The organism is Enorma timonensis, from assembly GCF_000321165.1.
Taxonomy (GTDB): domain Bacteria; phylum Actinomycetota; class Coriobacteriia; order Coriobacteriales; family Coriobacteriaceae; genus Enorma.
On record NZ_CAPF01000050.1, the window covers coordinates 1 to 14,042 of the forward strand.

At 66.4% G+C, this 14,042-nt stretch carries 12 protein-coding genes and 1 tRNA gene; 5 read left to right on the forward strand and 8 right to left on the reverse strand.

The window, feature by feature from the left end:
• Window positions 1-183: 183 nt before the first annotated feature.
• Complete coding sequence (locus BN423_RS05570; RefSeq protein ID WP_019239278.1) at window positions 184-1,143, reverse strand: undecaprenyl-diphosphate phosphatase; 960 nt, start codon at window positions 1,141-1,143, stop codon at window positions 184-186.
• A gap of 219 nt (window positions 1,144-1,362) precedes the next feature.
• On the opposite strand from BN423_RS05570, the gene BN423_RS05575 reads away from it, so the two are divergent.
• Window positions 1,363-1,803, forward strand: coding sequence for a universal stress protein (locus tag BN423_RS05575; RefSeq protein WP_019239279.1), 441 nt, complete (start codon window positions 1,363-1,365; stop codon window positions 1,801-1,803).
• A 254-nt stretch (window positions 1,804-2,057) separates the two neighbouring features.
• Here BN423_RS05575 and BN423_RS05580 read toward each other — a convergent pair whose 3' ends face one another.
• From BN423_RS05580 to BN423_RS05600, 5 genes are all read right to left on the reverse strand, one after another.
• Complete coding sequence (locus tag BN423_RS05580) at window positions 2,058-3,134, reverse strand: sensor histidine kinase (RefSeq protein WP_019239280.1); 1,077 nt, start codon at window positions 3,132-3,134, stop codon at window positions 2,058-2,060.
• Between the two features lie 9 nt (window positions 3,135-3,143).
• A complete protein-coding gene (locus BN423_RS05585; RefSeq protein ID WP_019239281.1) occupies window positions 3,144-3,809 on the reverse strand; it encodes a response regulator transcription factor in 666 nt (221 codons plus the stop codon).
• A gap of 168 nt (window positions 3,810-3,977) precedes the next feature.
• Window positions 3,978-5,189, reverse strand: coding sequence for a M20 metallopeptidase family protein (locus BN423_RS05590; protein ID WP_019239282.1), 1,212 nt, complete (start codon window positions 5,187-5,189; stop codon window positions 3,978-3,980).
• Window positions 5,190-5,204: 15 nt separating this feature from the next.
• On the reverse strand, window positions 5,205-6,335 hold the full coding sequence (locus BN423_RS05595) for an aminotransferase (RefSeq protein WP_019239283.1): 1,131 nt from the start codon (window positions 6,333-6,335) through the stop codon (window positions 5,205-5,207).
• An 86-nt stretch (window positions 6,336-6,421) separates the two neighbouring features.
• On the reverse strand, window positions 6,422-7,453 hold the full coding sequence (locus BN423_RS05600) for an ornithine cyclodeaminase family protein (protein ID WP_019239284.1): 1,032 nt from the start codon (window positions 7,451-7,453) through the stop codon (window positions 6,422-6,424).
• A gap of 292 nt (window positions 7,454-7,745) precedes the next feature.
• Between BN423_RS05600 and BN423_RS05605 the strand changes: the two genes are divergently transcribed.
• Window positions 7,746-8,939, forward strand: coding sequence for a PucR family transcriptional regulator (locus BN423_RS05605; RefSeq protein WP_019239285.1), 1,194 nt, complete (start codon window positions 7,746-7,748; stop codon window positions 8,937-8,939).
• Window positions 8,940-8,948: 9 nt separating this feature from the next.
• Here BN423_RS05605 and BN423_RS05610 read toward each other — a convergent pair whose 3' ends face one another.
• Together BN423_RS05610 and purH are read right to left on the reverse strand one after the other, a co-directional pair.
• Window positions 8,949-9,611: a hypothetical protein gene (locus BN423_RS05610; protein WP_019239286.1), complete on the reverse strand. Its 663-nt coding sequence runs from the start codon at window positions 9,609-9,611 to the stop codon at window positions 8,949-8,951.
• Between the two features lie 308 nt (window positions 9,612-9,919).
• Window positions 9,920-11,554 (reverse strand): bifunctional phosphoribosylaminoimidazolecarboxamide formyltransferase/IMP cyclohydrolase, encoded by a 1,635-nt coding sequence (gene purH, locus BN423_RS05615; protein ID WP_019239287.1) that lies wholly within the window; start codon window positions 11,552-11,554, stop codon window positions 9,920-9,922.
• Between the two features lie 280 nt (window positions 11,555-11,834).
• Here purH and BN423_RS05620 point away from each other — a divergent pair, with 280 nt between their 5' ends.
• The 3 genes from BN423_RS05620 (at window position 11,835) to BN423_RS05630 (ending at window position 13,959) form a co-directional block, all read left to right on the forward strand.
• Window positions 11,835-12,353: a ferritin gene (locus tag BN423_RS05620; RefSeq protein WP_019239288.1), complete on the forward strand. Its 519-nt coding sequence runs from the start codon at window positions 11,835-11,837 to the stop codon at window positions 12,351-12,353.
• Window positions 12,354-12,795: 442 nt separating this feature from the next.
• Window positions 12,796-13,803 carry a tRNA glutamyl-Q(34) synthetase GluQRS gene (gluQRS, locus tag BN423_RS05625; RefSeq protein WP_019239289.1) on the forward strand — a complete coding sequence of 336 codons (1,008 nt, stop codon included), beginning with the start codon at window positions 12,796-12,798 and terminating at the stop codon, window positions 13,801-13,803.
• Between the two features lie 65 nt (window positions 13,804-13,868).
• Window positions 13,869-13,959, forward strand: a tRNA-Ser gene (locus BN423_RS05630).
• Window positions 13,960-14,042 lie beyond the last annotated feature (83 nt).

Sequence of the window (14,042 nt, forward strand, 5' to 3'; positions counted from 1 at the left end):
CCGGAAGTAGCAAGGGGTTCTTCGCCAACAAAAGCGCAGGTAGCCGAGTTGCCCTTTTGGCGGCTACTCGGCTACCCCCTCATAAAACGCTCGTTTCGCGTCATCTGTGCTCCGCGTGCCCGGAATCGCGCGCCGGAACGCGCATCGAGCGCCGAATCCGCGCCGCCAAACCGGGCGAGACCGCTACGCCAGACCGAACGCCGGCTTGATCACGAAGAAATACGCGAGCACGAGCACGCCGAGCACGATGCGGTAGATGCCGAACACCGTGAACGTGTGCCGCCGCACGAAGCCCATGAGCCATTTGATGGCGAGCATCGACACCACGAAGGCAACCACGCAGCCCACCACCATGATGGAGATCTCGTTCACGCCGAACGTCCCCCCGTCGAGGAAGACGTACTTCACGAGCTTGAGCGCGCTCGCGCCGAACATGACGGGAATCGCCAGGAAGAACGTGAACTCCGCCGCGACGGAGCGCGTGGTCCCCAGCAGCAGCCCGCCGATGATCGTGGAACCCGAGCGCGACGTGCCCGGGATGAGCGAGAGCACCTGGAAGCAGCCGATGCCGAGCGCCGTGCTCCAGGGCAGGTCCTCGAGGCGCGTGATGGAACCGAAGTCCCCGCCGTCCGTGGGCTCGGAGGCTTGAGCGGGCTGCGCAAAGTGCGCGCCCGCCGGACGCGAGCCCGGCTGGCGCCCCTCGATGGCGACCCGGACGGCGAGGCGGTGCGCGCGCCAGCGCTCGATGACGATGAACGCGACGCCGTAGACGATGAGCGCGAGCGCCACCACGACCGCGTTATAGAAGTGCTCCTCCATGTAGTCGTCGAACAGGATGCCGATCACCGCGGCAGGGATGCACGCGACGATGATCTTCCCCCAGAGCACCCACGTGTTGCGGCGCTCCCGGGCGTCCTTGCGCGGCGAGAAGGGATTGAGCTGGTGGAAGAAGCAGACGCACACCGCCAGGATCGCGCCCAGCTGGATGACAACCTGGAACATGCTCCAGAACTCTTTGCTCACGTCCAGGCTGATGAACTGGTCCACCAGGATCATATGGCCGGTCGACGAGATGGGCAGCCATTCGGTGATGCCCTCGACGAGGCCGAGGAAAGCAGATTTGAGCAGTTCGACGATGTCCACGGTACCTCCCGGAGCATGCGTGACACGGCGCCGGATGCCATCGGGATCCGGCAAGATGCCATTATAGGTCCTGTCGGAGCGCGCACACGGAAAAAGCGGTGTCGTTCACGGAATACTTCCAAACGATGTGCGGCGGCGGGGTATAACGGACGCAAACCCGGTGCGCGGCGTCCATGCGGAGGCGCCGGCACCCGATGGGCTTGAATAGGGAGGCTCACGATGATCCAAGAAGGCTACTCCAAGGTTTTCGTCGCGCTCGACGGCACCGACCAGCAGGATTTCGTTCTCGCGCGCGCCATCAAGGTCGCTGCGAACAACGGGGCGAAGCTCTACATCGGGCACGTCATCGACTCGACGGCGCTCGAGTCGGCCGGCGCGTACCCGGTCGACCTCATCAACGGGCTCGAGTCGGCGTTCCGCGATTCCATCGCCGCGGCGGTCGAGGACGCGAAGGAGAACCCGGACATCCCCGACGTGGAGATCGTCATCCGCTCCGGGCGCATCCGCGAGACGCTCAAGGACGAGATGCTCGACGTCATCAAGCCCGACCTCGTGATGTGCGGCGCGCGCGGGCTCTCCTCCATCAAGTACGCGCTCCTAGGCTCGATCTCCACGTTCCTGCTCCGCAGCACCGACTGCGACATTTTGGTTGTGAAGTAGGGTCGCTCCTGGCGGGATTCGGGGGGTTCCCGCCGTGCTTCAGACAGTCCTGCGCAAGACGGAGGCGCCACTGGCGCCTCCTTTGCGTGCGGAACTCGCGCGGCGGGAACCCCCCGAATCCCTGCGCTCACCCACTTCAGCAAGCGGAACGGAGGGACGGTATGGGGGCGGGCCTTTCGCGCCCTGCGCTCGCCTACTTCAGCAAGCGGGGTGGGATTGAGGGGTAGCCGCTTCTGGCTCGGCGGCGGCATCGGCTACGGCGCTAGAGGGGCGCCCCCCCGGTCGACGTATTGGAACTTGTTGCGCGAGAAGGTGAGCGTGATCGCGAAGCCCTCGCCGGCGCGCGAGGCGGCGGAGACGCCGACGCCCATCTTGTCGCACAGGCGTTTCACCAGGTAGAGGCCGATGCCGGTCGAGCGCTTGCCCGTGCGGCCGTTGTCCCCGGTGAAGCCCTTGTCGAACACGCGCGGTAGGTCGGACGCGCTCACGCCGCAGCCGTTGTCGCTCACGGTGAGCTCCACGCGCTCCCGCGCGCCCCCCGCATCCAAAAGCTCCGCCGAGAACTCGATACGCGGCTGCTCGGCGCGGGCGTACTTCACCGAGTTCTGGATGATCTGGCCCAGGATGAACTCGAGCCATTTCTCGTCCGTGAAGATCTCGAAGTCGAGGTCGCCCAGGACGGGCGCCACATGCGCGCCAATGAGCGACGACGCGTTCGCGCGGAGCGCCCCAGCCACCACGCTCCCCAGGTTGTACGTGCGGATGAGATAGTCGCGGTCGAGCGCCTCGGAGCGGGCGTAGAAGAGCGCCTGGTCGATGTAGCCCTCGACGCGCCGCAGCTCGTCATCGAGGGAGCGCACCTTCGATGCCGCGCCGCCGGCGAGCGGCTCCGCACGCAGGTTGTCGATCATGAGGTGCGCGGCGGCGAGCGGCGACTTCGCCTCGTGCACCCACGTCTCGATGTACTCGCGGTAGTCCGCGACCTGCCGGCGGTACCCCGCCACGTCGTCGTTGGCGGCGTGGGCGATGGCGTCGAGCGCGTCGTAGGTGATCTGCCCCTCGAGGTAGTCCGGCCGGTCGACCATCTCCGTCATCCAGAGCGGATGGTCGACCTCGTGCGCGCAGGCGTCCAAATCGCTGAAGAAGCGCCGCTTGCGCGCCCAATCCGTCCAGAACGCCGCGAGCACGCCACCGACCTCGAGCAGCGCCACCACGACGATGACGCCTGCCCCCACACCGGCCGCGAACAGCATGAACGCCGCCAGGGCGATGATCGCCGTGAAGATCGCGAGCAAGGGCGCCTGCGAGGCGAGAAACCGGGTGAACTTCATGGCGCGCTCCTAGACCGAATAGCCCCGGCCGCGATGCGTGACGAGGTAATCGCTCACGCCGATCTTCGCGAGGGTCGACCGCAGCCGGTTGATGTTCACCGTGAGCGTGTTGTCGTCCACGAACGCGTCGGAATCCCACAGGTCGCGCATGATGTCCTCGCGCGAGACGATCGTGCCTGCGTGCGACATGAGCAGCGCGAGGATGCGCATCTCGTTCTTCGTGAGCTCGATCTGGCCACCCGGCGCCATCGCCACGGAGCGCGAGAGGTCGAGCGTGAGACCGTTGTGCTCGAGCACGCTGCGCTCCGAGCCGCCCGTCGCGCGGCGCAGCAGCGCCTGGATGCGCGCCACGAGCACGCGCGCGCTGTACGGCTTGGGAATGAAGTCGTCCGCGCCCATGGTCATGCTCATGACCTCGTCGATCTCGGTCACGCGCGAGGTGAGCACGATGATGGGCACCTCGGAGACCGCGCGCAGCTCGTGGCAGATGAGCTGGCCGTCCGTGCCGGGCAGCGTGAGGTCGAGGAGCACCAGGTCGGGGTGTGCGGCCTGCGCATCCTCGACCACACGGTCGAACACCTCGCAGCACGCGACCTCGAACCCGTTGCGCTCGAGCACCTGCACGAGCTCGCCGCGGATGGGCGCGTCGTCTTCCACCACATAGATGAGGGGCATGGAGGTACCTTTCCATCAGGTCGGGACACACGCCCCATTATCCCCCATTCGGCCGCGAACATGTAAATTTACCCCAGGGGTATTTTTACATCGGCAGCGAAAACCCGGCGGGCAGCCCTGTAAGGCCACCCGCCGGGTCACGCATGTAAAAATACCCCTGGGGTTATTTTACATGGCGGCGTCGCCGGCCTCGCGCGCACGGTCCTCCAGCCAGCCCATGGCCGCGGACACGAGCAGCGAGCAGCCGGTCGTGAGGATCCCCTCGTCGAACACGATGTAGGGGCTGTGCAGGGGGAACTCCTCGGATCCCTCGGGCGTGGAGCCCAGGAGGAAGTACGTCGAGGGGATGCGGTGCGACATGCAGCCGAAGTCGTCCGACCCCGAGAAGGGCTCTGAGAGGCGAAGCGCCCGCCGACCGGTGTAGCGCTCGTAGCAGCCTTCGAGCTCCTCGGTGAGCGCAGGATCGTTGTAGACGGTGGGCAGGCCGCGCAGGAAGGCCACGTGCGCCTCGCCGCCGAAGGCCGCGGCCGTGTGCTCCACGATGGCGGTGATGCGCTCGTGCAGGCGCTGGCGCGTCTCCTCGTTCGTGGTGCGCAGCGACCCGAGCATATGGGCGCGCTCGGGAATGATGTTCGCCGCCGTGCCGCCGCCCATGGTGCCGAACGTGAGCACGCAGGCCTCATACGGGTTCACCTCGCGCGCGAGCACCTCTTGGAGCGCGATATGGATGTGCGACATGATGTTGAGCGGGTCGACGCCCTTCTGCGGCTGGGCGCCGTGCGCGCCGGTGCCATGGATCTCGACCTCGACGTCGTCGACCGAAAAGAACGCCGTCCCGGTGATGCTCCCCACCGTGCCCACCGGCACGCCCACGGGGCAGAGGTGCATGCCCGCGGCAGCCCCCACCGTGGGGTTCTCGAGCACGCCGGCGTCGCAGAGCGCCTCGTTGCCCAAGGTCTCGCGCGGGTCGGTGGCCTCCTCGTCGGGCTGGAACACGATCTTCACGCAGCCGGGAAGCTCGGCCTCATGGCGCTTTAAAATCTGCGCGGCACCGAGCAGCATGGCCGTATGGAAATCGTGGCCGCATGCGTGCATGTTGCCGTTGGTTGCGGCGAACGGCAGCCCCGTCTGCTCCTCGAGCGGCAGCGCATCCATGTCCGCCCGCAGCAGGAAGCACGGGCCGGTCGTATCGCCCACGCAGCACACCAGACCGCTCTCGATGGGTTCCTCGACCTCGTAGCCCATCTGCTCCAGGCGGCCGCGCACGTAGGCGACCGTCTCAGGCAGGTCGTAGCCGGTCTCGGGGTGCTGATGGAGCCAGCGGCGGTCCGCGACGAGCTCGTCCCGGATGGATTCGATTTCAGAAAGCAGCGATTCCATACTGTTCGACCTCCCTTATTCCAGCGTGCGCAGGTACCGCGAGATGGCGTCGAGACCCTCCTGCAGGTCCGCGACGTTGTCCGAATAGGCGTAACCGATGCGCATGCTCTTCGGCTCCTCGAAGCAATCGCCCGGGGTCACGAGCGCGCCGGACTCCTTGATCATGTTCACGCAGAACGTGTACGAATCGATGTCGTAGTCGTAGTACACGAGCGCCGTGGTGCCCGCCTCGGGTTTGACGAACGAGAGGTGCGGCTCGGCGTCCACCCAGCGCTCGAGCGCCTCGAGGTTCTGGCGCACGATGGCGCGGCTGCGCTCGAGCAGCTTGTCGGCGTGGGAGAGCGCGAGCGCCGCCACCGCCTCGTCGAACATGCCGCACGAGATGAGGTTGTAGTCGCGGTGCGAGAGGAGCGCGCGGCGCAGCTCCGGGCTCTTGGTGACGCACCAGCCCAGGCGCAGGCCGGCGAGCGACCACACCTTCGACATCGACGAGGTCACGACGCCCTTGTCGTAGAGGTCCACGACCGACTCCTGGTACGAGCCGTCCTGTGTGAGCAGGCGGTACACCTCGTCGCACATGAGCCAGGCGTCGTGGTCGCGCGCGACCTCCACGATGGCCTCGAGCGTCTTGGTGTCGAGGAGCGCGCCCGTGGGGTTGTCGGGGTTGTTGATGCAGATGACCTTGGTGTCGTCGGTCACAAGCGAGCGCAGCTCGTCCACGTCGACGTGGTAGCCGTTCTCGCGCTTCAGGTGCATGATATCCACCTGCGCGCCGCACATCTCCGGGATGGAGTAGAGTTGCTGGTAGGTGGGCATGATTGAGACCACATGGTCGCCGGGGTCCACGAGCGTCTGCAGCACGAGGGCGTTCGCGCCGGCCGCGCCGTGGGTCGTCACGATGTGCTCGGGCTCGACGGTGCGGTAGAGCTTGCAGATGCCATCCAGGAAGCGGGGCTGGCCCTCGATGTCTCCGTAGGTGAGGCGGCGACTCGCGAACTCATCCATGAACGCGGCCTTATCGGTGCCCGTGATCTCGAAGAGCTGGTCGAGCGTGACGGAGTAGACGCACGTCTCGGCGACGTTGTAGGTGCACTTCGTCTCCCAGGCGTTCATCCACTGCTCGACGGCGAAGTCCTTGATCTGCATGATGGGTTCCTTTCTGTGAGGGTGCGGGACGGCGGAGCGGTTCACCGCGCGCCACAGGCACCCGACTGTTGGTGCGATGCGACCAGTTACAGCTCGACCGTCTGGCCGAGACCCGCCTCGACGGCACGGTCGTAGGCGATCTTCGACGACGCGAGGTCCTGCACGGCGATGCCCGAGGTGTCGAACACGGTGATCTGCTCGTCGTTCTCGCGGCCTGTCACCATGCCGGCGATCACCTCTCCCAGCTCGCCCGCGATGTCGTCGGGCGTGATCGCGCCCTCGCGCACCGGAATCTCGAACTCGCCCGAGCTCACAGCCTGCGCGCGGTCGTCCGCGAAGATGCGGGCGCGCGCCACGAGCACGGATGAGAGCTCCTGCTTGCCCGGCATATCCGCGCCGACGCTCGAGATGTGCGTGCCCGGCTGCACCCAGGCGTCCTGGATGATGGGCGTGGTCGCCGGCGTGACGGTGATGATGGCGTCTGCCCGGCGGGCGGCGGCCTCGCCATCGGCAACGGCGACGATCTCGTACGTGTCGGCTGGACGCGGCTCGGCGCACGCGGAGAGCACGTGGGCGACGGTCTCGCGGATCGCCTCCACGCGGGCCTCGGGAGCCTCCGAGCTCCGCGGCTCCCACACCTCGACGTGCGTGATGTTCGGGCAGGCTGCGAGCGTCGCGGCGACCTCGAAGGCACTCATGTGCCCCGCGCCCGCCACGAGCAGGTTCTTCGCATCGGCGCGGGCGAGCCACTTCACGCCCAGCGCGCCGGCCGCACCCGTGCGCAGACCCGTCACGGCCGAAGCGTTCAGCAGACAGAGCGGTTCGCCGGTGGTGTCGTCGCACAGCAGCGTCGTGCCATAGATGTCCGGCAGACCGCGCTCCGGATTCTTCGAGAACCAGGCCGTGAGCTTGAGCCCGAACAGGCCGGAAGCCGTGAGCTCACCCGAGCGGATGTCCATATCCGCTACGTCCGGCTCGAACTGCTCGTAGACCATCGGCCACGCGATGCCCTTCCCGAGCGCCTTCTGCTCGTAGGCGCCCTCGACCGCCTTGATCACGTCGTCGATCGCGAGCACGCGCTCGACCTCTTGTGCGGAGAGCACGACCATCTTGCCCATCTTCCCTGCTCCTTTCCTCGCCGCGACGCACGGCAGGCCTTTCACCCCGCGCCCGCAGCGCTGCCTGACGATTTCGCGCGTACGGGGCGCGCGTCACCGTCGGTACCCTACTCCGGACAGCCGTGGGAACCAAGGGCTATTTCTTAGAGTTTGCTCCAAATGCCATGCGTTCGATTACACATATTTGGGCGCAAATCCACGCAAATTCGAATTAGTTCAGCTATGAATTGTTACCATCTCTAGTATTCTTAGCTTAGTTTTATGTGAATTTCTATATCTAGCGGGTGATCGCATGCTCTATACCGTGTCCGATCTGCTCAACTCCTACGCCGAGAGCCTGCGCCTTATCGCAGGCGGGGGCGGCCTCGCGCGCAGCATCTCGGAGGTGTGCATCCTCGACTACGAGCTCATGCCCGGCCTCAAGAACAAATACCAGCGCGCCAATTTCAGCGCGAACGACCTCGTCCTGAGCACCTTCCTCTATGCCCGGGACAACCCCTACCTCATCACCGACGCCATCAAATACCTCGTCGCCAAGGGCACGAGCGGTCTCGTCATCAAGAACGTGCTGCATCTGACCATTCCCGAGCAGGCGATCCGCTATGCCAACGTCCGCAATTTCCCGGTCTTCCTCGTGACGTCTGACGACCTCTTCTTCGATACCGTCATCTATTCCGTGGACCAGCGCATCCAGGAGCTCTCGAGCTCGAGCTTCGCGCAATCCACGATCGATGCGCTCCTGCGCGACGCCGACGACCCGGATGCCGTGCGCCGCCATGCCCTCATGCTCAACCCGTCGTTCAAATCCGCCTTCGTCACCCTGTACGCCGAGCTCGACGATCCACTCACGCTCGACGAGTTCCAGCGTCTCGAGCATGAGTACCACAAGCAGGGGCTCGCCGCCTGCGAGCGCATGCTTGCCTGCTACGACGGCGGCGTCATCGGCGTGGTGAGCGCCGATCCCGAGCGCGTGCTCGACCTGGATGCCGTGGAGCGGCAATTCCGCAAGGCCGCCATCTTCGAGCGCTGCGGAATCGTTCCTGCAGGCATCGGCATCAGCGCACGGCACTTCACCCTGGAAGAGCTCGCGCAGTCCGTGACCGAGGCGATGCAAGCAGCCCGCTTCGCCCGCCACCGCGGCGGGGCGACGATTCGCTTCGACCACTTGGGCGTGTTCCGCGCGCTCTTGCCCTTCGTGGGCACCGACCCGCTCCGGCAGTACGCCGCGCGCATCCTGGATCCGCTGAGTGAGCACGATTCCGAGCATGGCAGCGCGCTCGAAGAGACGCTCCGCAGTTTCGTGGCCTGCGGGCGCTCCGTCGCCGAAACCGCGCGGGCGCTTGGCCAGCACGCGAACACGGTGCGCTACCGGCTCGAGAAGATCTCCGCGCTCACCGGCCTCGACTACCGGCGCGCGGACGATTCCGACCAGCTGGCGCTCGCCTGCCGTATCGCGCTCATGGATGAGCTGTTCCCCGACGCGTAAGGGCTGCCCCTAGCGGACGGAATCGCGCAGCTTATCGAACGAAGAGCTCAGGAAGGAGAGCAGCTCGTCGTCGGCCGCGGCGTCGGCCGCCTCCACCGCATCGCCCGGAGCCGCTTCCACCACGACGCCGTGCTCGTCCGAGATGAGGGCGAGCGTGCCCGCGACGCCGATGCGTGCGCGCTCGGGAAGCGCCGGATCGAAGGACACCGCATGTCCGCGCGTCTCGGCGAGTTGGCGGATAAAGGTCGCAGTGCCCGACCGCGCAGACGATTCGGGCGCGCCGAACACGAGCGCGCCATCCTGCACGCAGCACAGCAGCTCGGGCGCGATGCCCGTCGCATCCGCCTCCGCGCGCGCGGCGGCCGCCCGCTCGATGAGCGCTTCGGGCGATGCGTCCGCGAGCGGTTCATACGCCCCCGTACTCATAGCCGCCTGGCCGGCCTCGTCCACCACGAGCATGAGCACGCCGTCCGCCACAGCCGACGGATCCTCTGCGAGCGACCACTCGATATGCTGCTTCACCCAACCGAGCAGGTTCACGGTAAGCGGCTCGCCCTGCACGCGACGCTGGGAGAGCGCCCGCATATGACGGTTGAGCAGCGGCACGCTCCGCCCAGCCAGCCGCCAACGGCACACGAGCGCGGGCCTGCCCAGTTTGAACTCCTCAGCCATACATGCTCCCTTCGAAACCGCGACCATTGTACCCGGCGCGCGACGCAGTTCCACTCCCCCGGGATACAAACCGCGCGAAACGAGCGTTTTATAGGCACCCCCTCAAGTAGCAAGGGGTTGCGCTCCAGCAAAACCGCAGGTAACGAAGGTGCCCCTTTCCCGGCTACTCGGCCACCCCCGCATAAACCGCTCGTTTCGCGCCGTTTGGGTTCGCGCAGGGCATTCCGCCGCAAAAAAGCGGCCACCCGGCTACCGGATGGCCGCTCGATTCCAGAATCACGCGCGCCGACGCCGCTCGGCGACCCGCCCTAGTGGCGGAAATGGCGCGTGCCCGTGAAGATCATCGCGATGTCGTGGTCGTCGCACGCCTTGATGGACTCGTCGTCGCGCACCGAGCCGCCCGGCTGGATGATCGCGGTGACGCCATGCTCGGCGAGCACGTCCACGTTGTCGCGGAACGGGAAGAACGCATCGCTCGCGGCCACGAAACCGCCCGCCTCGACGCCCATGCGCTCGCAAGCGTCCTCGGCGCGCTCGCAGGCCAGGAGCGCGGAGTCCACACGGTTTGGCTGACCCGGTCCCATGCCGATGCCCGCCTGATCCTTGGCCACCAGGATGGCGTTCGACTTCACCGTCTTCACGACGTTCCACGCGAACACGAGGTCGCGCATCTCCTTGTCGGTGGGCTTGCGGATCGTGGGGCACGTGAACTCGGAGGGATCCTCCTCCACGGTGTCGACGCACTGCACGAGCATGCCGCCGTCGACCGAGCGCAGCTCGAGCGTGGCGTGGCCCTCGGCGCCGCCCGTGGCGAGCACGCGCAGGTTCTGGCGACGGCTCAGGCGCTCGAGCGCCTCGGGGGTGTAGCTCGGCGCGATGAGCACCTCGACGAACTGCTTGTTCTGGTCGGCGAAGTGCTCCACGAGCGAGAGCGGGACCTCGCGGTTCACGGCGATGATGCCGCCGAAGGCGCTCTTGGGGTCGCAGGCGAAGGCGCGGTCGTACGCCGTGGTCACGTCGGCGGCGACGGCGGAGCCGCACGGGTTCTGGTGCTTCAGGATCACGCATGCCGGCTCGTCGAACTCGCGCACCGCGTTCCAGGCGGCGTCGGCGTCGAGCAGGTTGTTGTACGAGAGCGGCTTACCCTGGATCTGCTCCGCGCCCACGAGCGGGTTCGCCGAGCTCACGAGGTTCGCAAGCTCACCATCGAGCTGGTACACCGCGGCGGCCTGGTGCGGGTTCTCGCCGTAGCGCAGGTCCTGGACCTTGGTGAGGTGCAGGTCGAGCAGCGCGGGGGGCTCGAAGGGGTCGTCGGGATCGATCGCGCGGCTCTGCAGCTCGAGATAGGAGCTGAACCACGTCGAGATGGCCGTGTCGTAGGCGGCGGTGCGGGCGAAGACCTTCGCGGCCAGGCGGCGGCGCGTCACCTTCGTGGTGGAGCCGCAGTGCACGCTCATCTCCTCCAGCACAGGGGTGTAGTCCGCCGGGTCGCAGATCACGGTCACGGCGTCGTTGTTCTTCGCCGTGGAGCGCAGCATGGAGGGACCGCCGATGTCGATGTGCTCGATGGCGTCCTCGAAGGTCACGTTCGGGTCGGAGACGGTCTTCTCGAACTCATACAGGTTCACGCAGACGAGGTCGATGAGCTTGATGTCGTGCTCGGCTGCCTCGGCCATGTGCTGCTCGGAGTCGCGGCGGGCGAGCAGCGCGCCGTGCACCTTGGGATGGAGCGTCTTCACGCGGCCGTCCATCATCTCCGGATACCCCGTGAACTGCTCGATCGGGGTGACGGGAACGCCCGCCTCCTCGAGAGTCCTCGCCGTGCCACCCGTCGAGATGATCTCGACGCCGAACTTCTCGACGAGCTCCTGCGCGAACTCGACGATGCCCGTCTTATCGGTCACCGATATGAGCGCGCGCTCGATTTTACGCTCAGATCCCATGCGGCCCTCCTTGCCCGCTGCGCCGCCGCGCTCCGGCGGCAGCTAATCCGACGCCCTCTAATGTAGCGCATTTGCTGGGTACATGCTCGCGACGCCGCGCATGGAACATCGACATGCGCCGCGGCCGGGCGTCCGGCTCGGGCGCGCGGGCAGGGTCCCCGCTTTGTGTACGAGTTGCGAGGACGACGATTGCCCGTTTGCGTTCCGACAAGTGGGTATAGATAGCGATGAACGGGGTGACAACCCGTCAAAACGACAAGGTTTGCGGAGGGAAACCAACATGGCAATGAACGAGCGCGTCGCACAGGTACTGAACGATCAGATCAATGCTGAGTTCTATTCGTCGTACCTCTATCTTACGTTTGCCGACTACTACGAGGATCGCGGCCTCAAGGGCTTCGCGAACTGGTACGTGATCCAGGCCAAGGAAGAGATGGACCACGCGCTCGCCATCCGTCGCTACCTCCTTGATAACGACTTCAAGCCCACGATGGAGGCCATCGCCAAGCCCGATAAGGTCTTCGAGAACGATCTCGAGCCGCTCGAGGCCGGCCTCGAGCACGAGGAGTACGTGACGGGCCTCATCCACAACTGCTACGAGGTCGCCAACGAGGTCCACGATGTGCGCGCGATGCGCTTCCTGGATTGGTTCGTGTCCGAGCAGGGCGAAGAGGAGACCAACGCCCGCGACATGATCACGAACATGAAGCTGTTCGGCTCCGATCCCAAGGGCCTGTACGATCTCGATCGCGAGTACCAGGCTCGCGTGTACACGCAGATGACGGCGCTACCGCTGTAGCCGCTCCCCTTCCGGGCGGCCGGTACGCGACTCGCCGGCCGCCCGTTCATCTCGCCCCCCCTTTTCCGAGGAGCCCCAGGTTGCACGCCTGGGGCTCCTTCGTTTTCGCGAACGGGCGCGCGTTTTGCTGCCGCGCACCCCTCGCTATGCGCCTCGGCATGCCCCGCGCTTCGGTTTTCGCACGAGAACCGCCGGATTGTGGTGATGAAATTCAGATATGCACGATTCAGCCGCGCGGAACGCGCGCAAGGACTCGGCCTGGGCGACAAAACCCCAGGATTCCATTGCGCGGACACGCGCCCGCAGCAGCAATCCGCCCTCCGAGGCTCCTGTATAGGCGTTCGAATCGTGCATATCTGAATTCCATCACCACATTGAGCCGGACGCTGTGATAAATCGCTCCGATGCACGGCCGGAATGGCGCTCCGCTATACTTTCGCTCATGGAAACGAACGGGAACACAGCAGCATCTGGAAGGGCCGGCAGCTCGGGCGGCGCGGCGACGGTCGTCGGCCGCTTCGCGCCCACGCCTTCCGGCCGCATGCACCTGGGAAACGTGTACGCATCGCTTATCGCCTGGCTCTCGGTGCGCAGCGCGGGAGGTCGCGTAGTGCTCCGCGTCGAGGACCTCGACCCCCGCACACAGTCCGGCCCATGGACGGACCTTTTGCTCGACGACCTGCGCTGGCTCGGCCTCGCTTGGGACGGCGAGCCCGTCTACCAGCACGACCGGCTCGAGCTGTACCGCGACGCCGCGCGTGAGCTCGATGCCACCGGCCTCACCTACCCCTGCTTCTGCACGCGCGCAGAGCTCCATGCCGCGAGCGCACCGCATGCAAGCGACGGCACACCCGTCTATGCAGGCACATGCCGCGACCTCTCACCCGAGGAAGTCGCCGCGCGCAGCCGCGTGCGCCCGCCCGCGCTGCGCCTGCGCGTGCCAGATGCCGCCGATCCCGCCGGCACCATCACGTTCACCGATCGCGTGTACGGGCCGCAGCACCAGGTGCTCGCATGCGAGTGCGGGGACTTCCTCGTGCGGCGCAGCGACGGCGTCTTCGCCTACCAGCTCGCTGTGGTGGTGGATGATGCCGAGATGGGCGTGACGGAGATCGTGCGCGGCTGCGACCTGCTGCCCTCGACGCCCCGCCAGATCTACCTGCAGCGGCTCCTCGGCCTCCCGCAACCAGCGTATGCGCACGTTCCGCTGTTGCTCGCACCCGACGGGAGACGGCTCGCCAAGCGCGACCACGACCTCGACATGGGCGAGCTCCGGGCGCGCTTCGATTCGGCTGCGGCGCTGCTCGGCTGGCTTGCCGGCCTGACCGGCCTCGAGCCCGACACCGCCCCGCGCACCGCCGACGAGCTCGCGGCATCGTTTTCCTGGGATGCGGTGCGCGCGCACCGGGAGAACCGCCCCGTCTCCGCTGAGACGCTTCCCATCGCTTGAGTATGCTTTTTCACTTCGCCCTTGTGCTGCGGCCGGCGGGTACGGTATCATTGTGAGCTGCTAACGGAGAGCTGACCGAGAGGCCGAAGGTGCTCGCCTGCTAAGCGAGTATTCCCCACAAGGGAATCTGGGGTTCGAATCCCCAGCTCTCCGCCAGCCGTGACTTACACGAACCCCTGCCCGGCGCACCCGGGTGGGGGTTCGCGCTTTTCGGGGCCACTCCACCAACTAAGACATCC

Bases quoted from the DNA above. Each gene is read 5' to 3' on its own strand.
- BN423_RS05605 (WP_019239285.1), top strand. From the start codon at position 7,746: ATGCTCTATACCGTGTCCGATCTGCTCAACTCCTACGCCGAGAGCCTG.
- BN423_RS05620 (WP_019239288.1), top strand. From the start codon at position 11,835: ATGGCAATGAACGAGCGCGTCGCACAGGTACTGAACGATCAGATCAAT.
- gluQRS (WP_019239289.1), top strand. From the start codon at position 12,796: ATGGAAACGAACGGGAACACAGCAGCATCTGGAAGGGCCGGCAGCTCG.
- purH (WP_019239287.1), bottom strand. From the start codon at position 11,554: ATGGGATCTGAGCGTAAAATCGAGCGCGCGCTCATATCGGTGACCGAT.
- BN423_RS05585 (WP_019239281.1), bottom strand. From the start codon at position 3,809: ATGCCCCTCATCTATGTGGTGGAAGACGACGCGCCCATCCGCGGCGAG.
- BN423_RS05580 (WP_019239280.1), bottom strand. From the start codon at position 3,134: ATGAAGTTCACCCGGTTTCTCGCCTCGCAGGCGCCCTTGCTCGCGATC.
- BN423_RS05610 (WP_019239286.1), bottom strand. From the start codon at position 9,611: ATGGCTGAGGAGTTCAAACTGGGCAGGCCCGCGCTCGTGTGCCGTTGG.
- BN423_RS05590 (WP_019239282.1), bottom strand. From the start codon at position 5,189: ATGGAATCGCTGCTTTCTGAAATCGAATCCATCCGGGACGAGCTCGTC.
- BN423_RS05600 (WP_019239284.1), bottom strand. From the start codon at position 7,453: ATGGGCAAGATGGTCGTGCTCTCCGCACAAGAGGTCGAGCGCGTGCTC.
- BN423_RS05595 (WP_019239283.1), bottom strand. From the start codon at position 6,335: ATGCAGATCAAGGACTTCGCCGTCGAGCAGTGGATGAACGCCTGGGAG.
- BN423_RS05575 (WP_019239279.1), top strand. From the start codon at position 1,363: ATGATCCAAGAAGGCTACTCCAAGGTTTTCGTCGCGCTCGACGGCACC.